The sequence below is a fragment of the Sphingomonas sp. Xoc002 genome (assembly GCF_050408055.1).
Classification (GTDB): Bacteria; Pseudomonadota; Alphaproteobacteria; order Sphingomonadales; family Sphingomonadaceae; genus Sphingomonas; species Sphingomonas yabuuchiae.
On record NZ_CP191175.1, the window covers coordinates 1,374,485 to 1,399,503 of the forward strand.

A 25,019-nucleotide genomic window follows, 5' to 3' on the forward strand; every position below is an offset into this window, starting at 1 on the left:
TTTCAAAAGGAGAAATGCCATGACGGTCGGTCGTGACTATATGCTGAAAAAGACGACGGGCCCTTCGGCCCCCAAATTTTTCATCGACACGCAGATCGTGCCGCGACTGGTCAACGCCGTCGGGCGGGGAGAGGTGCTGCTCGACCGTTCCGCGGTCCGCCTTGGCGTTCGCCCCTCGGTCCTTGCCGCCGGGACAGCGTGTGTCATGGCTGTTCTGCTTTTGGGCATCCCGCGCGGACGGAGAGGGACGCTGGGTGACGCGTAGCCCATTGAATCAATTTGCCGATCCATATTGAAACCGGGAGCCCCGGTTGCCCCCCCTGATATTGAAGGAGAATTTAAGCTCCGCTGTTTTGGGGGGTGGTAACCGTCTGTCAGCGTCGATCCGCTCACATGAACGAACGGCAGAAACCGGGCAGCCAGTTTAGCCGCATGAACGGCCGGGATTGGGTCATGCTTTCGGCATTTCAGTCACGGCAGCTTACAACCAGATGCTGTCGTTCACATATGCCGGGCCGAACGTCTGAATCTGATGGAAGCTGCCATCCGAACGTCTGCTGACCCCTGCATTAAAAGAGCCCCAAACTTTGCGACTAGATAGACAATTCCAGCTGCGATGATCGGGACAGACTATCTGAATGTCCTGCGCTCGTACTTCATTTGCTCTTTCGTTTTAGTCCGAATGCGGCAGGCGGCTTGGCGGGGCCGCTATTCGTGCTTATTTAAGCGTTGCCTGTGCTGCGGCGACTTGTGGTGAGCCACGTTTCTGCAATGCGCCATGCCCGCTCATCGTCAACATCGATCCATCCAAGATCGCTGCAATCGCGGATGCCAGCAGTACGGTCGGATGCCAGGCGCCGCATTCCTTCGGTCAGAGAGGGCTTTTCCAATCCCCGGAGTGCGTCGAACAGACCCTTGCCCACAGCGAAGACACCCGTATCGAAGCAATCATATACCGTGAGACCCTTGCCAATGCCGATCAAGCGTTCGCCATCCGTCTGAGCGCACGTCACATCGTCAAGATCGATCCATTCGTGATCGATCCGACGGTCGATCCCGAGCGATGCGCCGCCCCCCGTATCGGCATGAGCCATTCGCCGATAAAATTCCGGTTCGACGAGATGGTCGCACATCGCGAGGATTGCCTCCTCACCGTACAGCAATGGTTCCGCTGCGAGCAACGACGAGCCGTTGGGATAGCGATGATCTTCTACCCGGACGGTTTCGACTATGATCGGCCAATTTTCCGCCGCGATATAGGCCTCGATCGTCTCGGCCTCATAACCGACGACCACGACCGTCCGAGCCAGCCCCGCCTGCGCCATGCCGGACACGGCATGGGCAAGCAGTGTCCGCCCGCCCACGCGGCAGAGCGGCTTGAGCGGGGCGACAGCGCGAAGGCGGGATCCTTCGCCTGCCGCGAGAACAATACCGGTTTCGATCATTCAGCCGCTACGGCAATGAACTCGTCGACCGCCTGCGCCGCAAGGTCATCGGTCATCTGAATACGCGGATGCTTGCAGAAATACGCCGAGGCCGCGTCGATCGGCCCGGCCAAGCCGCGATCCTTCGCCAGCTTGGCGCACCGGATCATATCGATGGCGACGCCCGCACTGTTCGGGCTGTCCTCAACGGACAGGCGCAACTCCAGGTTCATCGGCACACCGCCGAACATCGTCCCTTCCATCCGCAGGAAGCAGATCTTGTTGTCATTTTGCCAAGGTACATAGTCCGACGGGCCGATATGAACATTGTCGTCGTGCAGCCGCTCCGCAGCGACCGACTGCACCGCCTCGGTCTTCGAGATTTTCTTCGAGGCAAGGCGGCGATGATTGGACATGTTGAGGAAGTCGGTGTTGCCGCCGGTATTAAGCTGGTAGGTCCGCTCCAGCTTGACGCCCCGCTTTGCGAACAGATCGGTGAGCACGCGGTGAACGATGGTGGCGCCGAGCTGCGCCTTGATGTCGTCGCCGATGATCGGGACACCAGCCTTGGTGAAGCGGTCCGCCCATATGGGGTCACTGGCGATGAATACGGGAATGTTGTTCACAAACGCCACACCCGCCTCAAGCGCGCATTCGGCGTAGAACTCACTGGCGGCCTGCGAACCCACCGGCAGATAGTTCATCAGCACATCGGTCTTGGTCTCGCGCAGGGCAGCGACCACTTCCGCTTTGGACGCCTCCTTTTCATGCGCGAGCAGGAATGTCCGATGATCGTCATAATCCGACATATGTTCGGCGACGCCGTCAAGAACATGCCCCATCTGCACCTTGGTCCCCGTGGGAGGCACGGTTTCGCAAAAGACGGTGGTGCAATTGGGCTTGGCGAAGATTGCCTCTGCTACGTCCTTGCCGACTTTTCGTTGGTCAATATCCCAAGCTGCAACGACTTGGATATCGGTCGGCCTATACCCGCCCAAATCCCAATGCATGAGACCGACCGTTTCGTTTGCACCCTCGCGATAATAGGAAAGCCCCTGCACGAGAGAGCTGGCGCAGTTGCCTACCCCAACAATGGCAATATTAATGGCCGGCATTACCTTTTGCTTCCTTCTATGTCTGGGAAATAATTTTCCGGCACTGTGAGGCGATTTTCGACGGTGCGATGCTGGAAAAGTCCAAGGATGAGGATGATGTTCAGTGGGATAAGCTCAAACCACCAGAACAGGCGTGGATTACCAAAAAGACAGGCAAGGAAAATGGCATAGACCCGCACATTGGCGGACAGCAGGCTCATCAGCCGCATGGGCCTGACGGCGAGGGTGGCATATGTCGCCGCGAGCTCAGAGGGAGCTTGGTGCTGCCCCAGCGCGTGGTCGAACCGCGCCGCAACGCGATCCAATAATCCCCAGCAATGATCATAAAGTTGGACAAGCGGATTGCGGCTCGGTGCAGGGCTGACGATCTTTGCCACCGCATTCCGGCGCCGGTGAAAGCGGGCTCGCTCGCTCTCGTACATATTGGATTGGACCATATGTGCGATGCCTGCGGCGACCGCCAAGGCCCAAGCCTCCAACGTGCCGATGGAGAAGGCCAGCGAAACATAGATCAGGACGAAAACGCCATGATCGCACAACCCATCCAGCGCGCGTCCGAGCGGACTGGCTGTGCCTGTGGCCCGCGCGATCATCCCATCCATTCCGTCGGCGACAAGCCAGCAGACGGACAGCAGCAGGCCGACAACGGCAAAAGGCCATATTTCCCACTGGCTGTAGGCCAGCGCGGCCGATGTGCCCAACGCCAGCCCGGCCAGGGAAACGGCATTGGCCGAGATTCCGCGCGCGATGAACCAAGGCACAAGAAAGCGTGCCGCTGGATGAATAACCCAGAGATTTGTCGGATCCTCTATCCGACGGTCCCGTGAGGTGTCGGGGATGGTAAATGTCATTAAATCGTAATGTATGAGCCTAGCTGTCTGACTTGCAAGCGATTTGCAACGAGCCTGTCACGCGTCGATCAGGCCGGTCGTTGAGGCAGGCTAGGGTTAGCGGTCAGCTCTGCGGTACCACGGCGGCCTGATGGATGGCGCCGTCATGCCGTTCTCAAGGCCATTTTCCGGATTTGATCGGTCGTGGTTCGACGACTTGTCAATGCCACGGCTGGAGCGACGGCTCGCCAATCATCTCGCGTCGAGTCTCTTTCGCAGGACCACGCACAATGTATCCCCCCGGCCTCCAAAGGGGACAGCGATCGTCATCAAAGGTCTGACGAATGCAGATCGGTGAGGTGACGCTAGCTGAGCAAGCAGCGGCCAGGCTGCAATTATTGAGCGTCCGCTTTCGGGAGGGGGCCGCGCGCCGTTGAATGGCCGACATTGGGTCGTCATGACTGAAGGGCAGGGCGGCCGCTAACGCGCAAACATGGAAGCTCAGGCGGACAATCCGTCGTTCCGAAAGCAGCCGTTGGTTCAGCCCGACCATTCCCGTTTTATCATCCTCAGGGGCCGATTTCGGGAAAGAGCAATCGGGAACAGATTCTGGGAAAGTCGATGCTCCGGACGCCTCTCGGCGCGATCAGCAGGGACACCTGCCCGCCATGGGTTCGTTTGCGGGAAACAAATCGGCCGACATGATCCTGTTGGCTGGAGCTGCACCTGACAGACGGGCCGGACTAAGCCGGACTGTTGCCGACAGGATCACGATGCGACGCGAAGCCAAAATATACTAACGAAATCAATATAAAGGCACGTAGGTTAGGGTACATGTCTGCGACATCGAGGCATCGGTGGGTTAGTGGTTGACGCTCCTGACCAGCGAGATGTGCGAGTGGCGAACCAAGGAGCAGAAGACCCGCTACCCTGGCCTTGCGGGGAAAGCCCGATGGCGGCGCAGATCCGCGCCCGCGATTGGGGTGCGACACCGCTTGGGCCGGTCACCTGCTGGCCGCAAAGCCTGAAGACTATTGTCGACCTCATGCTCGGCTCACCCAGCATGATGAGCCTAGTCTGGGGAGCCGAGGCCATCCACTTGTACAATGATCGGTTCACCGAACTGCTCCGCGAGCACCATGTCCAAGCACTTGGACAATCGGCGTTCGTGACCTTCGCCCGATCACGCGATGTCTTCGCCGCGGACGTTGCCAGCGGTATGTCGGGGCAGTCGGCGCGATTGCTGGCGCAGAAATACCCGGTACTTCGCCATGGCGAGTTGAAGGATGCCTGGTTCGATGTCGATTATGCACCAGTCCGCGATGAGACGGGGAAGATAGCCGGCGTCCTGTGGACTCTAAGGGAAGTCACTGCGCAAGTGTTGGCCGAGCGCGCCCTGCGCGAGAGTGAAACGCGACATAGGCTGCTCATTGGCAGTTGGGCGCAGGCGGTTTGGGAAACCGATCCCAACGGGGTCGTCGTTACAGATAGCCCGAGCTGGCGCAGCTATACCGGCCAGACGCTTGAGGAATGGCTCGGCTATGGCTGGCTGGACGCTATTCATCCCGACGACAAAGGCTATGCCGAGCGGCAATGGCGTGATGCAATTGCCGCGCAGCGACTGGTGGATGCTGAGTTTCGGCTCCGTGCACCCGATGGCGAGTGGCGCTGGACCAATGTCCGCGCTGCGCCGGTGATCGATGCCGACGGGCAGATCGAGAAGTGGCTCGGCCTGAATATCGACATCGACGACCGCAAACTGGCAGAGTCCGCGTTGCGTGAGAGTGAGGAGCGCCAGGCATTCCAGTTGCAGTTGAGCGACGCCTTGGCTCCGCTGACTGACCCGGCGGACATCCAGGCAGAGGCCATGCGGCTGCTCGCCGAGCGGCTAGATGCCGCCTGGTGCTATTTCAATGAGTTCGACGCGCGCGGAACGCATGCAGTCGTGCTGTGCGACTTCCATCGTAACGACCTTCCTTCCATGGTGGGGGTCCATGACCTGTCCGGTGAACGCAAATTCCTGGACCTGGTGCATTCCGGAACCGCATTCTCCTTTCCGGCTTGGGAGAATTTCGAGCATTTCAGCGCTTCGGCCGCGGCGGCTTATCGGAATCTCGGCATGCGCTCTGCAGCGGGTGTTCCGCTCCTGCGCAATGGGCGGTTGGCGGCTGTGCTCCTCGCGGCAGGAACTCGGGTACGCGACTGGAGTTTTGGTGACATCGAGCTGCTGAAGGGGGCGGCCGAGCGGATTTGGATCGCGCTTGAGCGCGCCCGGATCGAGCAAACCTTGCGTCAAAGCGAAGAGCGGCTGCGTAACGTGCTCGAGGGGATGGCCGAGGGGTTCGGCGTGCTGGCCCCCGATTTCACCATCATCGAGCATAACGCTGAAGCTCTGCGCCTGGATGGACGCGCTCGCGATGAGGTCGTCGGCCGATCCCATTGGGACGCCTACCCCGAAAGCGAAGATTCTGAACTTGGCCGTCGGCTGAAGGCAGCAATGGCCGATCGCTGCCCGGTGTCGCTGGAGCATCAATATGCCTGGAAGGACGGTCGAGCCCTTTGGCTTGAGATGCGCGCCCATCCGATGGTCGACGGCGGTCTGGCGGTGTTCTGGCGCGATGTCACTGACCGCAGGCATGCCGATGACGCCCTTCGTGAAAGCGAAGAACGCTATCGCACCCTCTTTGAGTCCATGGACGAGGCCTGTGCCGTGGTGGAGGTCCTGCGGGACGACACGGGGCGGTGGGCCGACTTCCGCTTCATCGACGTCAATCACGCCTTCCTGAAACACACGACCATGCCGTGGCCGGTGGGTAAGACGGCGACCGAACTCCTGGGAAAGCCAAACCCGCGTTGGACCGAGCTCTATGGCGAGGCCCTGGATTCCGGCAAACCTCTCCGTGTCGAGGAAAGCGAAGCAACGCTCGGGATCACGTTCGATCTCAATATCTTCTCCCTCGACCCGGCAAGAAACCGTGTGGCGGTGCTCTTCACCAACATCACCGAACGAAAGCGGGCCGAAACGGCGCTGCGTGAAAGCGAGGAACGGCAGTCATTCCTGCTGAACCTCAGCGATGCAGTCCGCCCGCTCGCAGCTCCCGCCGACATCCAGGGCGAAACCACCCGCCTGCTACGCGAGGTGCTGGGCGCGGGTTGGTGCTACTATGTCGACTGGGATCTGGACCGGAGTACCGGTTTGGTACTGCGCGACAGCGTACGCAAGGGACTGCCATCGCTCGCCGGAGCACATGATGTGTCCGATGCACGCGAGTTCCTTCAGCTTCTGGCTATTGGCGAGGCGCTGACGGTTCGCGACTATGCTACGTACGAACGGCTGCCAGCGCGCATCCGTCAGAACTTCACTGCCTTGGGTTTCCGGTCGATGATGGCGGCTCCGCTGGTCAAAGAAGGCCGCCTTATCGCCACGCTGCTCGTCGGCGACACAAAGGTTCGAGCCTGGTCCCCAAGTGAGGCGTCACTCCTTGTTGAGGTAGCCGAGCGCACTTGGGCCACCCTCGAACGCGCGCGCGCGGAAGCGGCGCTACGGGAAAGCGAGCAGCGCTTTCAGGAGTTCGCCAGCGCATCGGCCTTTGGACTGTGGATCAGGAACGCCGAAACGCTGGCGATGGAATATACGAGCCCCGCCATAGCGAGCATTTACGGCGTGGAACCCGACGCGCTACTCGGCGACGTTTCCCGCTGGACCGGGATAATCCATTCTGACGATCGCGATGTAGCCCGGCAACATCTCGAACAGGCTCGGCTCGGCGAGACCATCGTGCATGAGTTCCGCATCCGGCGGGCGTCCGATCACGCCATCCGATGGATCAGGAACACCGACTTCCCACTCTATGATGGCGATCAGGTCTGGCGCATCGGCGGCATCGCCGAAGACATCACGGAGGGCAGGTCGGTCCAGCAGGAACTGGAGCATGGCGCCGAGCGACTGCGTAATGCCGTCGAGGTCGGGAGGGTCGGGCTATGGGACTGGAACATCGTGACCGGCGACGTTCACTGGTCCGACGAACATTTCCGTATGCAAGGCTACGCCGCCGGCGAGGTGGCGCCAAGCTATGAGGCATGGGCATCGCGTCTGCATGCCGAAGATCGCGCCGGCGCCGAGGCAGCGTTGCGCCAGGCGATGGCCGATCATCAAGAGTTTGTGCGCGAGTTTCGGGCCGTGCATCCCGACGGCTCGGTTCACTGGCATTCGGCCCGGGGGCGCTTCTTCTACGATGATCGCGGTGAAGCCATCCGCATGATCGGCGCTATGGTCGACACCACCGAGCGCCGCGAATGGGAAGAGCGCCAGAAGGTACTGGTGAACGAGCTTCAGCATCGCACCCGCAACCTGATGGGGGTGGTCCGTTCGATGTCGGACAAGACTGCCCGGGCCAGCGCTGACCTGCCCGACTTCCGCACCCGCTTCCGCGACCGGTTGGAGGCATTGTCGCGCGTGCAAGGCCTGCTGTCACGTCTGGAGGACCACGACCGGGTGACGTTCGACGATCTGATCCGCACCGAACTGTCGGTCATGGACGGGACTGCGGATCGCGTGACGCTCAGCGGTCGAGAGGGCATACGCCTGCGCTCCTCCACCGTGCAGACCCTTGCCATGGCCCTGCACGAGCTGACGACGAACGCGATGAAATATGGCGCGCTCGGACAATCGGCGGGCAAGCTCGCCATTACCTGGTCGCTGCAAAACGAGGGCGACAGGCCGTGGCTGCACATCGATTGGCGCGAAAGCGGAGTAGCCATGGCTCCCGCAGGCGCGGCTCCCAGAGGTACCGGACAGGGCCGCGAACTGATCGAGAAGGCTTTGCCCTACCAGCTCCAGGCAAAAACATCATACTTGCTGGGCTCAGACGGCGTGCATTGCACGATCGCCGTCCCGGTATCCACTAGCTCTGGAGAGGTCGAGGATCATGGCTGAGCGTACCCTTCGGCATTGTCGCATTCTTGTGGTGGAAGACGAGTACATGCTGGCCGACGAGCTTCAGATGGAACTCGCTGATGCGGACGCCATCGTGCTTGGCCCGGTTTCGACCGTCGAGGAAGCGATCGACCTTATCGCGTCCGAGGCGCAGATCGACGGCAGCATCCTTGATGTGAATCTGAGCGGCGAGTTGGTCTTTCCTGTGGCCGATCGTCTCGCGGAGCGCGGTGTGCCGTTCCTGTTTACGACTGGCTATGATGGGTCGATCATCCCAGCCCGCTTTGCCGATATCGACCGGTGCGAGAAGCCGATCAATATGAGACGGATTACGCAGGCGATCGGGCGTGTCATTCACCCCTAGGGTCAGGACCCATTGATGTGAGCATCGCGATCTGATTCCGGCTCCCCGAGGAGACTGGGATGAGCGACCTGTTTTGGCTGACCGACGAGCAGATGGAGCGACTGCGACCGTTCTTTCGAAAGAGCCACGGCAAGCCGCGCGTCGATGATCGACGGGTGCTGAGCGGCATCGTGTTCGTCAACCGCAACGAGCTGCGCTGGCGCGACGCGCCCAGCGCCTACGGTCCGCACAAGAGGCTCTACAACCGGTGGAGGCGCTGGGGCGAAGCAGGTGTTTTCACGCGGATCATGGAAGGGTTGGCAGCGGTGAATGCCGAGCCCAAGACGGTGATGATCGACGCGACCCCGGCCTTCGCCGGGGCAGGCACTACCTGAAGGCGCACCGCACGGCCTCAAGCCTGCGGGTTAGAAAGGGGATCTTGGCCGCCTGATTGGCCACACCAAGGGCGGCATGAACACAAAGCTGCATGCCATTGCCGACGGGAACGGTCGCCCGTTAAGCTTCTTCATGACCGCCAGCCAGGTCAGTGACTACACAGGTGCAGCCGCGTTGCTCGACGATCTGCCGAAAGCGCAGTGGCTGCTCGGCGATCGCGGCTATGACGCCGACTGGTTCAGGGATGCTCCGAACGCCAAGGGCATTGAACCCTGCATCCCAGGTCGCAGGTCGCGCAACGAGCCGGTCAGATACGACAAACGCCGCTATCGATGCCGCAGCCGCATCGAGATCATGTTCGGCCGTCTGAAGGACTGGCGCCGTGTCGCCACCCGCTACGATCGGTGCCCAAACGCCTTCTTCTCCGCCGTCGCCCTCGCTGCCACCATCATCTTCTGGCTGTGATCAACGAGTCCTGACCCTAGCGATGGCGGAAGAGGTGGGATTCGAACCCACGGATGGCTTGCACCATCGCCGGTTTTCAAGACCGGTGCCTTAAACCGCTCGGCCACTCTTCCGGGATCGCGGTGGAAGGGGCCTCTACGCCAAGCCGCGGGCTGAATCCACTGTCGATTTCAGGGCGGGCGGCGCGGCTGGGCGTGCCGGTCTTGCGGTGGTGCGAGGTTCCGGCTTCGCCCCGGCTATGGCACATAGGCTTGCATGTGGGGGGACATTACCCGGCGCCTGAAGCGCCTCGCCATCGTTTCGATCTTTGCGGCTTCGGTCAGCGCGGCACCCGCCTGCGCGCAGGACGAGGCCGGGTTCCAGACCTATCTGCAACAGGTGCGCGGCACAGCGACGGCGCAAGGCGTCAGCCGGGCGACGCTGGACTCGGTGCTGCCGACGCTGACGCTGAATTCGCGCGTGATCGAGCTGGACCGGCGCCAGCCCGGCGGCCCGGCCAATAGCGGGTTCAGCCCCTTCGCACCCTATAAGGCCGCGCATGTCGACGCCGCGCGCATCGGGCGCGGGCGGACCAAATATCTGGCGCAGCGCCCGCGCCTGTCGCGGATCGAACGCGAGACGGGCGTGCCGGAATCGATCATGGTCGCGATCTGGGGGCATGAGACGAATTACGGGGCCTATACCGGCAATTTCGACCTGCTGCGTTCGCTGGCGAGCCTGGCCTATGAGGGACGACGGCGGCCGCTGTTCGAGGGCGAGTTCATCTCTGCCTTGAAGATGATGGACCGGGGCGTGACGCGCGACCAGCTGAAGGGCAGCTGGGCCGGTGCGACCGGCAATCCGCAATTCCTGCCCTCCATCTATCTGCGCCTGGCCCGCGACGGCGACGGCGACGGGCGTGCGGACATCTGGAACAGCGAGGCGGATACGCTGGCCTCGATCGGCAATTATTTCGTCAATGCCGGATGGCGCGCTGGCCAGCCCTGGGGCTTTGCGGTGACGGTGCCCGCCGGGTTCGACCGTTCGATGGTGCGCAATCGGCTGGTCAGCCCGCGCTGCCCACGCGTGTTCGAGCGGCATAGCGGCTGGCGGACCATCGCCGAGTGGCGCGCGCTTGGCATCGTGCCGCAGGGCGCGGCCTGGCCGAACGACCAGGTACTAGCGACGCTGATGGAGCCGGACGGGCAGGGGGCAACCGCCTATCTGCTGACCGGCAATTACCGGGTCATCCTGGATTACAACTGCTCGAACTTCTACGCACTCTCCGTGGGATTGCTGGCCGATGCGATTGCGGGCTGAGGCGATCGCCCTGCTGGCGTTGGCTTTTGCCGCGCCTGCTGCCGCTGCCCCCGCAGAAGACGCGTCGCCGGTGCGTTACGGCAAGTATGACGCCACCGGCCAGGCGAGCTGGTACGGGCATGAGCTGGCCGGGCGGCGCACCGCGACGGGCAAGCGCTTCGATCCCGACGATGTGATGATCGCACACCGTACCCTGCCGCTCGAATCCATGGTCGAGGTGACGGATGTCGATACCGGCCGGGCGATCGTCGCGCGGGTCGGGGACCGGGGGCCGGGGCGCGCCGACCGGGTGGCGGACCTGTCGCTGGGCGCGGCCAAGCTGCTCGGCACCAACCGGCGCGCCGTCGCGCATATCCGGGTGCGGGCGCTGTCGCCGGGCAGCGACCGGCCGGGCCTGATCCTGGCGGGGGCGAGTGCCGTTCCGCCGGTCGCCCGCCCGATCGCGCTCGATCCCCAGGCCCGCTACCGCGTGCAGATCGCCAGCTTTTCCAGCCGGGCCCGCGCACAGGCGCTGGCCCAGCGCTTCGCCACACGGGCGATCCCCGCGGGTCGCGTCTGGCGGGTGGAACGCGCGGGATTGAATGCCGATTCCGCCAAAGCGCTGCGTGACGCGGCGGCAGAGGCGGGTTATGACGACGCCCGCATCCTGCATCAGGATTGACCTCCCGGCTCCCTTTGGTCACGGAACACCCATGAAGACCCTGTACGCAACGCTCGCCGCCCCGCTCGCTCTCGTCGCGCTGGCCTACCCCTCGATCGCGGCCGCGCCGCAGTTCGACACGCCCGCGCCGGTCGCCTTCATGAAGGACCTGTCCTCGGGCGCGATCCTGTTCCAGCGGGATGCCGATCGCCGGATGCCGCCCGCCTCGATGGCGAAGATGATGACGGTCTATGTCGCCTTCGACCTGGTCAAGAAGGGCCAGCTGAAGCTGAACGACATGGTCACGGTGCAGCCGGAGACGTGGAAGAAGTGGCACGGGCCGCAGGCGGGTTCGACCATGTTCCTGTCGCCGAACGAACAGGTCAGCGTCGCCAATCTTCTCTATGGCATCGTCACCCTGTCGGGCAACGACGCGTGCGTCGTCCTGGCCGAGCATATCGCGGGCACCGAGCAGAATTTCGTCGAGCGGATGAACCGCACCGCCAAGCAGATCGGTCTGAACAACAGCCATTTCGGCACGTCGAACGGCTGGCCGGACGGCGGCGTGACCTATGTCACCGCGCGGGACCTGGGCGATCTGGCCGATCACACGATCCAGGACTTCCCGCAGCTCTATAAGCAATTCTATTCGAAGCGGGACTTCACCTGGGGCAAGACGATGGGCGGCAACGCCATCACCCAGGCGAACCGTGACCCGCTGCTGGGCCGCGTTGCCGGTGCCGACGGCCTGAAGACCGGCCATACCGAAGAGGCGGGCTACGGCTTCACCGGCTCGGCCGAGCAAAATGGTCGCCGTCTGGTGATGGTGATGGCCGGGCTGAACAGCTCGAACGCGCGGGCCGAGGAATCGGTGAAGTTCATGAACTGGGGCTTCCGCGCCTGGCAGGCCAAGCCGGTCGTGGCCAAGGGCAAGAAGGTGGCGGATGCCGAGGTCCAGATGGGATCGTCGAGCAGCGTCGGCCTCGTCGCGCCGCGCCAGCTGACCGTGACGCTGCCCGCAGGTCTCGACCCCGCGATCAGCGCCAAGGTCGTCTATCAGGGCCCGATCAAGGCGCCGATCAAGGCGGGCCAGCATATCGCCGATCTGGTCGTCAGCTCGCCCGACATGCCCGCGCAGCGCCTGCCGCTGGTCGCGGACAAGGATGTCGACGAAGCGGGCTTTTTCGGTCGCGCCTGGTCCGGGCTGACCTCGCTCTTCGGTTGATCGCGGACTGATGCTGCCGGTCGGCAATGATGCGGGCCAGGCTGCCTTCGCCGCCGCGCTGGGCGGGGCCAAGCTGCACCATGCCTGGCTGATCGCCGGGCCGGAAGGCGTGGGCAAGGCCGGTTTCGCACGCGCGGCGGCCACCCGGCTGCTGGCGCGGGCGAGCGGGGCGGGGGCCTTGCCGCCCGGCCTGTCAGTGCCGGAGGATCATCCGACCGCCAAGCTGATGGCGGCGGGGTCGCATCCCGATTTCCGGGTGATGGCGCGGCTGCCCAAGGATGCCGAGAAGCCGGATCAGGATCTGGCGCGGTCGATCACCATCGCGCAGGTCCGCACGCTCCAGCCGATGTTTGCGACCGCGCCCGCCATGGGCCCGGCGCGGGTCGTCCTCATCGACGCGATCGACGATCTGGAGCGCGGCGGGGCCAATGCGCTGCTGAAAAATCTGGAAGAGCCGCCTGCGGGCACGGTGTTCCTGCTGGTCAGCCATGCGCCGGGGCGGTTGCTGCCGACGATCCGTTCGCGTTGCCGGTTGCTCCGGTTCGAGCGACTGTCCGACGCCGATGTCGCGCGGGTGTTGCGCCAGCAACTGCCCGAGGCGGACGAGGACGAGATCGCCTCGCTGGTCGCGGTGGCCGATGGTGCACCGGGCCGGGCGCTGCGCTTTGCCGGGCTCAACATCGCAGGGCTGGACAGTGCCATTGCGCGGATCGCGGAGACGGGCGACCTCGGTAATGCCGAGCGGGTGAAGCTCGCCAAGTCGCTGGCGGGCAAGGCGTCGCAGGCGCGGTACGAGGCGTTTCTGGACCGGGTGCCCGCCTTTATCGCGAGCCGTGCGCGCGGTCGGTCGGGGCCGGGACTGAAGGTGGCGCTGGATGCCTATGCGGCGGCGCAGGATCTGGCCGGGGCGGCGCGCGGGCTGTCGCTCGACGCGCAGGGGACGGTGTTCGAGATGGCGGGGATCATCGCGACGTTGCGGTGAGGGCTTTTGGCGAAGCCCACACGCCGCCGCCGACCAGACAGCCCCTTACAGACCCACCCGCTCGAAATGCCCGGGCGCGAAGCCCTCGATGGCCAGCGCGGTGATCCGTTCGGCTACCACTTCCGGCGCCTTTACCGAGGCGGGGTCTTCGCCCGGATAGGCCTTGGCGCGCATCTGCGTGCGGGTCGCGCCGGGATCGACGATGGCGGTTCGGATCGCGCTGATCTCGGACGTCTCGTCACCATAGGCGCCGAGCAGCGTCTCGAACGCCGCCTTGGAGGCGCCGTACGCGCCCCAATATGCCCGCGGCTTGCGCCCGACCGAGGAGGTGACGCCGATCACGCGCGCGCCGCTCGAACGGCGAAGCATCGGGTCGAAGGCCGCGATCATCGCCGCCTGCGCGCTGACGTTCAGGGTCAGGACGCGCGCGAACTCCTTGGCGTCGATCGCGGGCACCGCGGCCAACGAACCCAGCATCCCGGCGTTCAGAACCAGCACGTCCAGCGCCTTCCAGCGCTCGCCGATGGCACTGGCAAGGCGGCCGATCGACTCGTTCTCAGCCAGGTCGAGCGGCGCGATGGTGGCCGATCCCCCGGCGTTGAAGATGGTCTCCTCGACCTCTTCCAACCCCTTGGGCGTGCGCGCGGTCAGGACGACATGCGCGCCCGCCGCGCCCAGCGCGATGGCGGTCGCCGCGCCGATACCCCGGCTGGCACCCGTGACCAGCGCCAGCTTGCCGTCGAGCGCACCCGCCATCAGGCGACCCGCTCGGCCAGCATCGCGAACTGGTCGACCGACGCGGTCTCGTCATGATCGGTCAGCGTCGTCGGATAGTCGCCGGTGAAGCAGGCGTCGCAATAGCTCGGCTTGTCGCCGCGCGACGCGTTCAGCGCCTTGTACAGACCCTCGATCGACACGAAGGACAGGCTGTCGGCATGGATGAAGTCGGTCATGCCGCCCAGGTCCAGCTTGGCCGCGAGCAGCTTGGCGCGCTCGGGCGTGTCGACGCCGTAGAAGCAGGAGTGGCGCGTGGGCGGCGATGCGATGCGCATATGCACCTCGGCCGCGCCCGCCTCGCGCATCATCTGCACGATCTTGAGGCTGGTGGTGCCACGCACGATCGAATCGTCGACCAGGATGATCCGCTTGCCCTGGATCAGCGCGCGATTGGCATTGTGCTTCAGCTTGACGCCCAGATGGCGGACCTTGTCGCCCGGCTGGATGAAGGTGCGGCCGACATAGTGCGAGCGGATGATGCCCAGTTCGAACGGAATGCCCGAGGCCTGCGCATAGCCGATCGCGGCGGGGACGCCCGAATCGGGGACCGGGATGACCAGATCGGCCTCGACCGGCGACTCATGCGCCAGCTGCGCACCGATTTCCTTGCGCACCGAATAGACCGACTGGTCGCCCGCGATCGAATCGGGGCGGCTGAAATAGACCCATTCGAAGATGCACGGACGCGGATCGACCGCCTGGAAGGGACGGATCGAACGGATCTCGGTGCCCTGCACGATGACCAGCTCGCCCGGCTCGACCGCACGCTCGAAGGTCGCGCCGCACACGTCGAGCGCCACCGTCTCCGATGCGAAGATCACCGCGCCGTCCAGGCGGCCCATGACCAGCGGACGGATGCCCAGCGGATCGCGGCACGCGATCATGCCCTCGGGCGTCATCACGATCAGCGCATAGCCGCCCTCGACCTGCTTCAGCGCGTCGATGAAACGGTCGAGCAGGGTGCGGTAATTGGAGGTCGCGACCAGATGGATGATCGTCTCGGTATCGCTGGTCGACTGGAAGATCGAACCGCGACGCACGAGTTCGCGACGCAGCTTCATCGCATTGGAAATATTGCCGTTATGCGCGATGGCGAAGCCGCCGGTCGACAGGTCGGCATAAAGCGGCTGGACGTTGCGCAGCGAGGTGTCGCCGGTCGTCGAATAGCGGACATGGCCGCAGGCGACTTCGCCCGGCAGGCCACGGATCACGTCGTCACGGTCGAAATTGCCCGCGACATGCCCCATCGCGCGGTGGGTATGGAACAGCGTGCCGTCGAAGCTGGTGATGCCCGCCGCTTCCTGCCCGCGATGCTGGAGCGCGTGCAGGCCGAGCGCGGTCAGCGCAGCCGCGCCGTCGGCGCCGGTCACACCGAAAATACCGCATTCCTCGCGGAGTTTATCGTCGTCGAAGGGGTTGGTGGTCAGCATGGGAGAGGCGCTCGCAACGTTCGCAACTAAGGGGCAGACGGGGCGCATATAGGAACGTCGTCCGCGTTTGTCGCCTGTTTGTCATCATCCGCGGGATCATTTTCGCCAAGACCGCGTTTCGGAACCGAAAGCAGGAGATGCCATATGGCACGCGATCACGGCGCCCAGATCAAGGATGACGCCCTGTACGAGGAACTGCGCAAGCAGGGCCAGTCCAAGGAGAAGGCGGCGCGCATCGCCAATGCCAAGGCGAAGGGCAGCCTGGATCACAACGCCACCCATCTGGAGGATCGGACCAAGGACGATCTGCTGTCCGAGGCACGCAAGATCGGGATCGAAGGGCGGTCGAAGATGAACAAGGGCGAACTGATCGAGGCGATTCGCGGGCACGGCTAGGCTCGCTGGCATTGTCGGCCCCTCCGGTGCCGCGAAGCGGTGGTGGAGGGGCGGGGGAGCCTAGCCGTAATGGGTGACTCGGCCGTGGTTCCGTTATAACCCCGGCTCCATGGCCGACCAACGCGACACCGGGCTGACGCTCGACCCCAAATTCGACGCCCATGGCTTGCTGACCGCGATCGCGACCGATCGGGCGTCCGGCGAGTTACTGATGGTGGCGCATATGAATGCCGAGGCGCTGGAGGCCACGCGGACGACGGGTGACGCGCATTTCTGGTCGCGCAGCCGCGGGCGGCTCTGGAAGAAGGGCGAAAGCTCGAACAACGTGCTGCGCGTGGTCGAGATGCGGATCGACTGCGATCAGGACGCGATCTGGCTGATCTGCGATCCGGCCGGCCCGGCCTGTCACACCGGCGCGCGCAGTTGCTTCTATCGTCGGATCGAGGGCGACGGATTGGCACCGGTCGCGTGATCCGGCGGGCGAGTGCGCTTGCGTCCCTGTTGCTGCTGGCCGCCTGTGGGCAGGCAGGCCAGGGCGGGGACGACAAGGCGGGCGAAAGGCTGGAGGCGGCGAGCATCGCCGCCGGGCTGGTCGCCGATCCGGCCGCCGCACCGCTGGAAGGCATCTGGTCGCGGGACACGGATCGCATGTGCATCCTGCCGGCTGGGACGGGGCCCGCCCGCCGGGTCGGCGTGATGCTGGATTACGGCGAAGGGCAGGGCTGCACCGCCATCGGCACCATGGAGCGATCGGGCGCGGCGTTGAAGCTGACGCTCGGTGCGTGTCGCTTCACCGCGCGATTTGACGGAGACGCCATCCAGTTCCCCGCGACATTGCCCTCCACCTGCAATGCGTTCTGCACCGGCCGGGCGACGCTCTCGGCACTGAATGTCCAACGGATCAGCGCCTCGGTCGCCGAGGCGCAGGCCTTGCGCAATGCGAACGGCACCGCGCTTTGTGCTGATTGACGTTCACGTAAAGGGCATTTAGCCTCAGGCGTCATGATCCAGGTCGCCGCCTCCGCCGAACCGCTGCCCAGCGCCGACCGCGACGATTATTCGATCACCGAGCTGTGCGCCGAGTTCGGCGTCACCGCGCGGGCGCTCCGCTTCTACGAGGACGAGGGGCTGATCTCGCCGCAGCGGCGGGGCACGCAGCGTATCTATTCGCAACGGGATCGCGCGCGGCTCGCCTGGATCCTGCGCGGCAAGCGGGTCGGGTTCAGCCTGGCCGATATTCGCGAGATGATTGACCTGTACGATCTGGGGGATGGCCGCCGTCTCCAGCGTGAGGTGACGCTGGAACGCTGCACCGCCAAGATCGAGGCGCTCCAGGCGCAGAAGCGGGATATCGACGCAGCCATCGCCGAGTTGACCGAATTCGTCGCGCTGGTCGAATCGCACCGGGATTAATCGACGATATTCCTCCCCTGTAAGGGAGGGGGACCATCCGAAGGATGGTGGAGGGGTGTCGCGGGTAGCGATGGTCCACCTGCTCCAGCCATAACACCCCTCCGTCAGGCCTCCGGCCTGCCGCCTCCTCTTACAGGGGAGGAATCTTTTGCTTGGGCTCGGCCGGCGGCGTGCTGGCGCGACGGACGCCGGCCAGTTCGCCGGTGGGGGTCGGCGTCGGGCTGGGCTGCGGCGTGGGAGCGGCCAACGGGACGATGGTCATGGACATGCGCTTCATGCAGCGCGGGCCCTTGAACGCCGGATAGACGCCGCAATTCCACAGGGTCCGCTCCAGCCCGATGCCCGCATCGCGGAAATAGCTGAACGCCATCGTCTCCATCTGGACCTGGTTGAGCGGCACCGAGAAGGCGGTCGAGGCGGCATCGCGCCACGCCATGACCGTGCAATGCTTGCGCGGCCCGCACAGGGTCGTCGCCAGCGCCGGGAAGCCGTCCGGCGAGAGTCCGGCAGGCAGGGTGATCAGGAACGTGTCGGGCTCGCTGGCCAGCGGTGCCATGGTCCCCGTCGCGGCGGCCCCTTCGGCCAGCGCGGCTCCGGCATCGTCGCTGGCATCGGTCCCCGCCCGGTGCGCGGGCGAGAAGGGGGCCAGCTGGGTGATGACCGGCTCCCCCGCCAGCATATGCCGGTTGAAGGCGGGCGGCGTGCCCCACCAGCCGGACCAGCGGAAGAACAGATGGCTGCCGACCCGCGCCACCTTGTCCAGGCTGGCCTGCCAATAGGGCACGACCCAATCGGTATGATAATGGGTCGAATGGCCGACCGCCGGGAAGACCTTGCCGTTCAGCGCCATCGCCGCGACCTGACGTGCGCGGGTCCAGGCGGCTTCGGGCGGCTGCCACTTGGTCAGCGCCCCGTCGCAGGTAAAGGTGAACTGGCAGCCGGTGCTGCGCTCCTGACCCTCGAACACCACGCCGCACACTGTCTTGGGGAAGGCGGGATGGCGGAGCCGGTTGAGCACGACCTGCGCCACGGCCTGTTCGCCCTTGGCGTCGTCGCCCGCCTCGTACAGCACACCCGCCGCCAGACAGTCGAGCGCCCGCGCCTTGTCCTCCGCCGAGCCGCGATAGAGGAAGGGCCGGGCGGCCGGGTTGGGATCGGTCGAGAACGCTACGCCCGCATTATAGGCGCGTGCCTCGTCCGGGCTCATATCGACGAACGCGACCGGCTCGACCGGGGGCAGTTCGGCGGGCGGAACGACGCGCGGCGCGGGGCGAGCCCGCTGGGCCGACCTGTGCTGGGTCCGGGGCATGTCGGGCGCATTCGCCACGAGCAAAGCCGGTACGACGCTGGCCGTACCGGCGATCACGATCAGGGGGGCGAACAGGGCCGCGCGGGTGCCGCCGCGCGGCCGGGACACATCGCTCACTGTTCGGGCAGGAAGTCCGGCACCGACAGATAACGCTCGCCCGTGTCATAGTTGAAGCCCAGCACGCGCGTGCCGTCGGGCAGGTCGGGCAGCTTCTGCAGGATCGCGGCCAGCGTCGCGCCCGACGAGATGCCGACCAGCAGCCCCTCTTCGGTGGCCGAGCGGCGCGCCATGTCCTTGGCGACATTGGCATCGACCTCGATCACGCCGTCGATCGCCTGGGTGTGGAGATTGGCGGGGATGAAGCCTGCGCCGATGCCCTGGATCGGGTGCGGACCCGGCTGGCCGCCCTGGATGACCGGCGAGGCGGCGGGTTCGACCGCATAGACCTTGAGGCCCGGCCATTCCTTCTTCAGCGTCTCGGCAACGCCGGTGATGTGGCCGCCGGTGCCGACGCCGGTGATGATCACGTCGATCGGCGAATCGCGGAAGTCGTTCAGGATTTCCTGCGCGGTGGTGCGGACATGCACGTCGATATTCGCCGGGTTCTCGAACTGCTGCGGCATCCAGGCGCCGGGCGTCTCGCGCACGATCTCCAGCGCGCGTTCGATCGCGCCCTTCATGCCCTTTTCACGCGGCGTCAGGTCGAAGGTCGCACCATAGGCCAGCATCAGGCGGCGGCGCTCGATCGACATGGATTCGGGCATGACCAAGATCAGCTTGTAACCCTTGACCGCCGCGACCATCGCCAGGCCGACGCCGGTATTGCCGCTGGTCGGCTCGACGATGGTGCCGCCGGGCTTCAAATCGCCCTTGGCCTCGGCCGCCTCGATCATCGCCAGGGCGATACGGTCCTTGATCGACCCGCCGGGATTGGAGCGTTCCGACTTGATCCAGACCTCCGATCCGGGGAACAGCCGCTGGAGCTTGATGTGCGGCGTATTGCCGATCGTTTCCAGGATGGTGTTGGCCTTCATGGCTTGGCTTCTCCGTGGCTAGGTTCGGTTGCAAGGATTTCAGGCGGATCAAAGGTTCGCGCGCGCCGGAGTTCCGGGAACAGTCGCGACCAGAGCAGGGTGACGCCGATCGCGCCCAGCCCGCCGAACACCACCGCGCCGACCGGACCGAGGATCGAGGCCATGACCCCGCTCTCGAACTCACCCAGTTCGTTGGAGGCCGAGATGGTCAGCTGCGACACCGCGCTCACCCGTCCGCGCATTTCGTCGGGGGTGTGAAGCTGGATCAGCGACTGGCGGACATAGACCGACACCATGTCCGCGCCGCCCGCGCAGATCAGCGCGATCAGGCTGAGCAGGAAGGCGGGATGGATGAAGATGTTGAAGCCGTTCACCGCCAGCGTCCCCGTGCCCAGACCCAGCGCGCCGGTGATATGGCTGGCGATACCGAAGGTCAGGATCGACAGACCGAATACGACGACCGCGATCAGCATCTTCACCCCGACATTCTGCGTCATCGGCTTGAACGAGAACCAGATCGCGGTGGTGGCCGCCCCGATTCCCATGCCCGCCGCCAGCACGCCCAGCCCCTGCGATCCCACATGCAGGATGTCGCGCGCATAGACCGGCAACAGCGAGGTCGCGCCCGCCAGCAGCACCGCGAACAGATCGAGCGTGATCGCCGCCTGCACCAACCGGTTGCGCCGGACATAGCTGAACCCCTCGACGATTCGGGTCAGCGGGCGGCGGTCGGTCTGCGCCGGGGGTTGCGGCACTGGGCCGATCAGGAAGATGCAGAACAGGGCGACGGCGAACAACAGGGTCGCGACGCCGTAGGCGAATTCGGGATGCACCGCATAGAGCAGGCCACCGACGCTCGGCCCCGCGATGGTGCCGACCTGCCACGCGATCGAACTGACCGCGATGGCGGTCGGCAGGCTCTCGCGCGGCACCAGATTGGGGGCAAGCGACGAATAGGCCGGTCCCGAAAAGGCGCGCGCGATGCCGAAGGCGATGGCGGCGGTGAACAGTGCGCCCAGCGTGAGATGTCCCGACCAGGTGAGCAACCAGAGCGTCGCGGCGGTAAGAACCAGAAGCGTCGTCGTCGCCCGCACGATCCAGCGCCGGTCGACGCTGTCGGCGACCAGCCCGGTGATCGGGGTCAAGAGGAACAGCGGCACGAACTGCGCAAAGCCGATCATGCCCAGCATGAAGGCGGCTTGGCGCACGTCCATCGTCTCGCGCGCCAGATTGTATACCTGCCACCCGATGACGATCGACATGGCGGAAACGGCGATGGTACCGCTGAACCGCGACAGCCAGTAGCTGCGGAAATTGGCGATGCGGAACGGGTGAACGGGTCTATCCATAATCGGCCAGCGTTGTAGGCTGCGGTTCGCCGACAAGGCAACCGAGGCAAAGCTATTCCCCGCTAAATTCCCGCTGTCCTGATGGGAATTAAGAGGGGGAATTGAGTTTCATGACAAAGCACGCCAATAGGCGTCCATCCTTCCCTAACGGAAACAAAGGTGTTCCCGACTGTGGCAAAAGCTCCAAGCCGTACCAGCGAGCCCCCCATTCCCAATCGGGAGCGTCCCGCCGAACCGCAACCGTTCCAGGCTACCAAGGAACAGTTGCTGGATTTCTACAAGCAGATGCTCCTGATCCGCCGCTTCGAAGAAAAGGCGGGTCAGCTTTATGGCCTGGGCCTGATCGGCGGTTTCTGCCACCTGTATATCGGCCAGGAAGCCGTGGCGGTGGGTCTCCAGTCGGCGCTCGACGGCGACAAGGATTCGGTCATCACCGGATATCGCGACCATGGCCATATGCTGGCCTATGGCATCGATCCCAAGGTCATCATGGCCGAGCTTACGGGGCGTGCCGCCGGCATCTCCAAGGGCAAGGGCGGGTCGATGCACATGTTCTCGACCGAGCATAAGTTCTACGGCGGCCACGGCATCGTGGGCGCGCAGGTGTCGCTGGGCACCGGCCTGGCGTTCGGGCACAAGTACAGCAATGACGGCGGCGTCTGCCTCGCCTATTTCGGCGACGGCGCGGCCAATCAGGGCCAGGTGTACGAGAGCTTCAACATGGCCGAGCTGTGGAAGCTCCCGATCATCTTCGTGATCGAGAACAACCAGTACGCCATGGGAACCGCGGTCAACCGCGCCTCGTCCGAGGACCAGCTGTATCGCCGTGGCGAAAGCTTCCGCATCCCGGGCATCCAGGTCGACGGCATGGACGTGTTGGCCTGTCGCGGTGCGGCCGAAGAGGCGCTGGCCTGGGTCCGCGCAGGCAAGGGCCCGGTCATCCTCGAGATGAAGACCTATCGCTATCGCGGTCACTCCATGTCCGACCCCGCCAAGTATCGCAGCCGCGAGGAAGTGCAGGGCGTGCGCGACAAGTCCGATCCGATCGATCACGTGAAGCGTCTGCTCGAAGAGCAGGGCGTTACCGAGGCCGATCTGAAGGTCCTGGAGCAGGACATCCGCAAGCAGGTCAACGAGGCGGCGGACTTCGCCGAGCAGACCCCCGAGCCCGATGTGGCTGAACTCTACACTGAAGTGCTGGTGGAGCGTTACTAAGATGGCGATCGAGATCAAGATGCCGGCCCTTTCCCCGACCATGGAAGAGGGCACGCTCGCCAAGTGGCTCGTGAAGGAAGGCGATACGGTCAAGTCCGGCGACATCATGGCCGAGATCGAGACCGACAAGGCGACGATGGAATTCGAGGCCGTGGATGAAGGCGTGATCGCCAAGATCCTGGTCGCCGAGGGCACCGACAATGTGAAGGTCGGCACCGCCATCGCGCTGCTGGCCGAAGAGGGCGAGGACGTTGCGTCCGCCGCCGCTTCGGGTTCGCGTTCGGGCGATGCCGCCAATGCCGCGCCGAAGAACGAGGCGACCGACCACAACGCGCCGCCGATGCCGGAAGGCGCCGCCGCCGCCGAGCAGGAAAGCGGCACGCAGAAGCTGGTCGCCGCGGCCGAGCAGGAAGCGCCCGCCTCGCCGGAGATTCCGGAAGGCACCGAGATGGTGAAGCTCACCGTCCGCGAAGCGCTGCGCGATGCGATGGCCGAGGAAATGCGCGCCGACGACCGCGTCTTCGTGATGGGCGAGGAAGTCGCCCAGTATCAGGGCGCGTACAAGGTCACGCAGGGGCTGTTGGACGAGTTCGGCGACCGTCGCGTCATCGACACGCCGATCACCGAATATGGCTTTGCCGGTGTCGGCACGGGTGCGGCCATGGGCGGCCTGCGCCCGGTCATCGAGTTCATGACGTTCAACTTCGCCATGCAGGCGATCGACCACATCATCAACTCGGCCGCCAAGACCAACTATATGTCCGGCGGCCAGATGCGCTGCCCGATCGTGTTCCGTGGTCCCAACGGTGCCGCCAGCCGCGTCGGTGCGCAGCACTCGCAGAACTATGGTCCGTGGTACGCCTCGGTCCCCGGCCTGATCGTGATCGCGCCTTATGACGCGGCCGATGCCAAGGGCCTGCTGAAAGCGGCGATCCGTTCGGAAGATCCGGTCGTGTTCCTCGAGAACGAGCTGATGTACGGCCGTTCGTTCGACGTGCCCAAGCTCGACGATTTCGTCCTGCCGATCGGCAAGGCGCGGATCATGCGCGAGGGCAAGGACGTGACGCTCGTCTCCTACTCGATCGGCGTGGGCGTCGCGCTCGAAGCCGCCGAGAAGCTGGCCGCCGAGGGCATCGACGCGGAGGTCATCGACCTGCGCACGCTGCGTCCGCTCGACACCAAGACGGTGCTGAAGTCGCTCGCCAAGACCAACCGTCTGGTCGTGGTCGAGGAAGGCTGGCCGACCTGCTCGATCGCGTCGGAAATCACCGCCGTCGTGATGGAAGAAGGGTTCGACGACCTCGACGCGCCAGTGCTGCGCGTGACCAACGAGGACGTGCCGCTGCCTTATGCCGCCAACCTCGAAAAGCTGGCGCTGGTCGACGCGAACAAGGTCGTCGCGGCGGTCAAGAAGGTGACTTATCGCGGCTAAGCCGTGAAGTAACCTGTTGGTTGAAAGGGGCCTTCCGGGAAACCGGGAGGCCCTTTTTCATGCACGCGACCTGTGCGAAGGGCAGGGGATGACCGACGCCCCCCCATCCGCCGCGCCCCCGCCCGCCATCGAAGCGGTGATGCGCGAACAGGCGCTGGCGGTCGGCTATGCGCCTGCGTCGGCGCGTGAGGGGTTTGCGGCGCTGCTCGATCTCGACCACCAGCTTGCCTCGATCCTGCAAAGCACGACCGAGCCGATGATCGGCCAGATGCGGCTGACTTGGTGGTATGAGGCGTTGGAGAAGCTCGACCACGCGCCCGCGCCCGCGCATCCGGTGTTGCAGCGGCTGGCGGACTCGGTCCTGCCCGGCGGCGTCCGAGGTGCCGACCTCGCGCCGATGATCGAGGGGTGGGAAGCTCTTCTCGATGATGGCGAGGCGCTGGATGACGAGCGCATCGCGCGCCATGCCGAGGCGCGCGGGGGCGTGTTGTTTGCGAGCGTCGGGCGGTTGCTGGGGCAGTCGGGGACGGCGCCGCTGGGGGAGGGATGGGCTAAGGCCGATCTGGCGCAGCATGTTTCCGATGAAGCGACCCGCACGCGAATCGGGGCTGCGGCTCTATTGGACTTGGACGCGATACTGGCGTCGAAATCACCCAAGCCGGTTCGGGGTTTGAGTGGATTGGCCATCCTGGCCCGCGAAAGCCTGCGCCACCCGGATCGTCTGCCCGGCCACCCGATGCGCGCGGCGCGATTGGCGTGGCACGGTCTGACGGGGCGCTGACCCCCCTATTTTCAGAGCGGAGCCGTACCCCGGCGAAGGCCGGGGTCCAGTTCCTACGCGGCTCGTAGCGCGGCATGGATAGGCGAAGAAGCAAATGCCCTGCGCCGTCGATAAGGCAGAGCAACTGGACCCCGGCCTTCGCCGGGGTACGCCCGAGGTGCGGCAGGGGCCAGCAAGCCCGTTCAGCCTGAGCGAAGTCGAAGGCCAAGGGAATCACCTTGTCGCCCA

The 25,019-nt window shown here is 64.8% G+C and carries 22 protein-coding genes, 1 tRNA gene and 1 pseudogene; 15 read left to right on the forward strand and 9 right to left on the reverse strand.

Annotation, left to right across the window (positions count from 1 at the left end):
- The first annotated feature begins 19 nt into the window (after nt 1-19).
- A complete protein-coding gene (locus ACQR50_RS06275) occupies nt 20-265 on the forward strand; it encodes a hypothetical protein (protein ID WP_428970233.1) in 246 nt (81 codons plus the stop codon).
- 457 nt (nt 266-722) lie between these two features.
- On the opposite strand, the gene ACQR50_RS06280 is transcribed toward ACQR50_RS06275, so the two are convergent.
- From ACQR50_RS06280 to ACQR50_RS06290, 3 genes are read right to left on the reverse strand one after another with little or no spacing between them, the layout of a single operon-like run.
- Nucleotides 723-1,445, reverse strand: coding sequence for an NTP transferase domain-containing protein (locus ACQR50_RS06280; RefSeq protein ID WP_428970234.1), 723 nt, complete (start codon nt 1,443-1,445; stop codon nt 723-725).
- The gene (locus ACQR50_RS06285) at nt 1,442-2,539 is read right to left on the reverse strand and encodes an inositol-3-phosphate synthase (protein WP_428970235.1); all 1,098 of its coding nucleotides are present in this window, start codon (nt 2,537-2,539) and stop codon (nt 1,442-1,444) included. Before ACQR50_RS06285 ends, ACQR50_RS06280 begins: the two co-directional genes overlap by 4 nt.
- A complete protein-coding gene (locus ACQR50_RS06290; protein WP_428970236.1) occupies nt 2,539-3,390 on the reverse strand; it encodes a CDP-alcohol phosphatidyltransferase family protein in 852 nt (283 codons plus the stop codon). Before ACQR50_RS06290 ends, ACQR50_RS06285 begins: the two co-directional genes overlap by 1 nt.
- A 931-nt stretch (nt 3,391-4,321) precedes the next feature.
- Between ACQR50_RS06290 and ACQR50_RS06295 the strand changes: the two genes are divergently transcribed.
- The 3 genes and pseudogenes from ACQR50_RS06295 (at nt 4,322) to ACQR50_RS06305 (ending at nt 9,509) form a co-directional block, all read left to right on the forward strand.
- Entirely contained in the window at nt 4,322-8,305 is a 3,984-nt protein-coding gene (locus ACQR50_RS06295; protein ID WP_428970237.1) for a PAS domain-containing protein, read from the forward strand.
- Nucleotides 8,298-8,669, forward strand: a complete 372-nt coding sequence (locus ACQR50_RS06300; RefSeq protein ID WP_428970238.1) for a response regulator — start codon at nt 8,298-8,300, stop codon at nt 8,667-8,669. The genes ACQR50_RS06295 and ACQR50_RS06300 overlap by 8 nt, the downstream gene beginning before the upstream one ends.
- Before the next feature lie 59 nt (nt 8,670-8,728).
- Nucleotides 8,729-9,509 (forward strand): annotated as a pseudogene (locus tag ACQR50_RS06305) (IS5 family transposase).
- Nucleotides 9,510-9,532: 23 nt separating this feature from the next.
- Here ACQR50_RS06305 and ACQR50_RS06310 read toward each other — a convergent pair.
- Nucleotides 9,533-9,622 (reverse strand) — tRNA-Ser (locus ACQR50_RS06310).
- Nucleotides 9,623-9,764: 142 nt separating this feature from the next.
- Here ACQR50_RS06310 and ACQR50_RS06315 point away from each other — a divergent pair.
- From ACQR50_RS06315 to ACQR50_RS06330, 4 genes are read left to right on the forward strand one after another with little or no spacing between them, the layout of a single operon-like run.
- Complete coding sequence (locus ACQR50_RS06315; RefSeq protein ID WP_428970239.1) at nt 9,765-10,808, forward strand: lytic murein transglycosylase; 1,044 nt, start codon at nt 9,765-9,767, stop codon at nt 10,806-10,808.
- A complete protein-coding gene (locus ACQR50_RS06320; RefSeq protein WP_428970240.1) occupies nt 10,792-11,469 on the forward strand; it encodes a septal ring lytic transglycosylase RlpA family protein in 678 nt (225 codons plus the stop codon). The genes ACQR50_RS06315 and ACQR50_RS06320 overlap by 17 nt, the downstream gene beginning before the upstream one ends.
- A gap of 31 nt (nt 11,470-11,500) precedes the next feature.
- Complete coding sequence (locus ACQR50_RS06325) at nt 11,501-12,673, forward strand: D-alanyl-D-alanine carboxypeptidase family protein (RefSeq protein ID WP_428970241.1); 1,173 nt, start codon at nt 11,501-11,503, stop codon at nt 12,671-12,673.
- 10 nt (nt 12,674-12,683) lie between these two features.
- Entirely contained in the window at nt 12,684-13,655 is a 972-nt protein-coding gene (locus ACQR50_RS06330) for an AAA family ATPase (protein WP_428970242.1), read from the forward strand.
- A 45-nt stretch (nt 13,656-13,700) separates the two neighbouring features.
- Here ACQR50_RS06330 and ACQR50_RS06335 read toward each other — a convergent pair whose 3' ends face one another.
- Together ACQR50_RS06335 and purF are read right to left on the reverse strand one after the other, a co-directional pair.
- Nucleotides 13,701-14,411: an SDR family NAD(P)-dependent oxidoreductase gene (locus tag ACQR50_RS06335; RefSeq protein ID WP_428970243.1), complete on the reverse strand. Its 711-nt coding sequence runs from the start codon at nt 14,409-14,411 to the stop codon at nt 13,701-13,703.
- Nucleotides 14,411-15,862 carry an amidophosphoribosyltransferase gene (gene purF / locus ACQR50_RS06340; RefSeq protein ID WP_172839649.1) on the reverse strand — a complete coding sequence of 484 codons (1,452 nt, stop codon included), beginning with the start codon at nt 15,860-15,862 and terminating at the stop codon, nt 14,411-14,413. Before purF ends, ACQR50_RS06335 begins: the two co-directional genes overlap by 1 nt.
- A gap of 144 nt (nt 15,863-16,006) precedes the next feature.
- Here purF and ACQR50_RS06345 point away from each other — a divergent pair, with 144 nt between their 5' ends.
- The 4 genes from ACQR50_RS06345 to ACQR50_RS06360 all read left to right on the forward strand — a co-directional run bounded on the left by ACQR50_RS06345 (nt 16,007) and on the right by ACQR50_RS06360 (nt 17,671).
- A complete protein-coding gene (locus ACQR50_RS06345; protein WP_428970244.1) occupies nt 16,007-16,258 on the forward strand; it encodes a Rho termination factor N-terminal domain-containing protein in 252 nt (83 codons plus the stop codon).
- Nucleotides 16,259-16,367: 109 nt separating this feature from the next.
- On the forward strand, nt 16,368-16,730 hold the full coding sequence (gene hisI, locus ACQR50_RS06350; protein WP_076715739.1) for a phosphoribosyl-AMP cyclohydrolase: 363 nt from the start codon (nt 16,368-16,370) through the stop codon (nt 16,728-16,730).
- A complete protein-coding gene (locus ACQR50_RS06355) occupies nt 16,727-17,227 on the forward strand; it encodes a hypothetical protein (RefSeq protein WP_428970245.1) in 501 nt (166 codons plus the stop codon). Before hisI ends, ACQR50_RS06355 begins: the two co-directional genes overlap by 4 nt.
- A 33-nt stretch (nt 17,228-17,260) precedes the next feature.
- Nucleotides 17,261-17,671 (forward strand): MerR family transcriptional regulator, encoded by a 411-nt coding sequence (locus tag ACQR50_RS06360; RefSeq protein ID WP_076715741.1) that lies wholly within the window; start codon nt 17,261-17,263, stop codon nt 17,669-17,671.
- A 130-nt stretch (nt 17,672-17,801) separates the two neighbouring features.
- Here ACQR50_RS06360 and ACQR50_RS06365 read toward each other — a convergent pair whose 3' ends face one another.
- Genes ACQR50_RS06365 through ACQR50_RS06375 form a run of 3 tightly spaced genes read right to left on the reverse strand, consistent with a single transcriptional unit; the run spans nt 17,802 to nt 21,363 of the window.
- Complete coding sequence (locus ACQR50_RS06365; RefSeq protein WP_428970246.1) at nt 17,802-19,097, reverse strand: cell wall hydrolase; 1,296 nt, start codon at nt 19,095-19,097, stop codon at nt 17,802-17,804.
- Complete coding sequence (gene cysK / locus ACQR50_RS06370) at nt 19,094-20,014, reverse strand: cysteine synthase A (RefSeq protein ID WP_428970247.1); 921 nt, start codon at nt 20,012-20,014, stop codon at nt 19,094-19,096. Before cysK ends, ACQR50_RS06365 begins: the two co-directional genes overlap by 4 nt.
- Nucleotides 20,011-21,363, reverse strand: coding sequence for an MFS transporter (locus ACQR50_RS06375; protein ID WP_428970248.1), 1,353 nt, complete (start codon nt 21,361-21,363; stop codon nt 20,011-20,013). Before ACQR50_RS06375 ends, cysK begins: the two co-directional genes overlap by 4 nt.
- A gap of 171 nt (nt 21,364-21,534) precedes the next feature.
- Here ACQR50_RS06375 and pdhA point away from each other — a divergent pair, with 171 nt between their 5' ends.
- From pdhA to ACQR50_RS06390, 3 genes are all read left to right on the forward strand, one after another.
- A complete protein-coding gene (pdhA, locus tag ACQR50_RS06380) occupies nt 21,535-22,578 on the forward strand; it encodes a pyruvate dehydrogenase (acetyl-transferring) E1 component subunit alpha (protein ID WP_056432896.1) in 1,044 nt (347 codons plus the stop codon).
- 1 nt (nt 22,579) lies between these two features.
- Entirely contained in the window at nt 22,580-24,010 is a 1,431-nt protein-coding gene (locus tag ACQR50_RS06385; protein ID WP_184106318.1) for a pyruvate dehydrogenase complex E1 component subunit beta, read from the forward strand.
- 88 nt (nt 24,011-24,098) lie between these two features.
- Entirely contained in the window at nt 24,099-24,791 is a 693-nt protein-coding gene (locus ACQR50_RS06390) for a squalene/phytoene synthase family protein (protein ID WP_428970249.1), read from the forward strand.
- Nucleotides 24,792-25,019 lie beyond the last annotated feature (228 nt).